Source organism: bacterium (assembly GCA_024224155.1).
Taxonomy (GTDB): Bacteria; Acidobacteriota; Thermoanaerobaculia; order Multivoradales; family JAHEKO01; genus CALZIK01.
The window spans coordinates 1-656 of sequence record JAAENP010000489.1 but is presented as its reverse complement, the minus strand read 5'-3'; the positions used below and the strand labels follow the sequence as shown (position 1 = coordinate 656).

General features: G+C 63.4%; 2 protein-coding genes. Both read right to left on the bottom strand.

The genetic code is table 11. The features are described from left to right. Positions 1 to 357, bottom strand: a complete 357-nt coding sequence (gene trxA / locus GY769_23370; protein MCP4204859.1) for a thioredoxin — start codon at positions 355 to 357, stop codon at positions 1 to 3. 114 nt (positions 358 to 471) lie between these two features. Then, positions 472 to 656, bottom strand: a 185-nt coding sequence (locus GY769_23365; protein MCP4204858.1) for a hypothetical protein, incomplete at its 5' end; no start/stop codon positions are given.

The window sequence follows — 656 nt, the reverse complement described above, 5'->3', positions numbered from 1 at the left end:
TCATCCAGCCGCCGCATCGGCGGGCGCGACGTCGACGTTCTTCTCGATGAACTTCTCGAACGCCGCCTTGGGCATCGCGCCCATCATCCGGTCCGCGACCTCGCCGCCCTTGAACAGCACGAAGGTCGGGATGCTCTGGACTCCGAACTTCATCGACAGCTCCTGGTTCTGATCGACGTTCAGCTTGCCGATTCGGACCTTGCCCTGCAGCTCGTCGGCCAGCTCGTCGAGTACCGGCGCCACCATGCGGCAGGGCCCGCACCACTCGGCCCAGAAATCGACCAGCAGGGGCCGCTCGTCATCGATCTCGCTCTGGAAGTTGTCCGCTGTGAGCTCGATGATGTTGTCGTTGGCCATGGCTTCAGCTCCTTGTGGTATCGGGTAGGGGCGAGGCCTGCCTCGCCCGCGGGTTCGTTCCTCTCGCTCTCTTGGATGATCGATGTTGCCGCCGGTTACAGCCGCATCATACGACTATCCGCTCCTCTCTTCCAGACGCCGGCGGGCGGCGAAATATTCTCGGGTGGCTTCGACGTCCCGGCCGATCTGGGCCGACAGGTCCATGACGGTCGAGAAGATCCGCTCTTCGCGCAGGCGTTTGTAGAACTCGATCTCGACCCGCTCGCCGTAGACGTCGGAGTCGAAGTCCAGGACGTGGC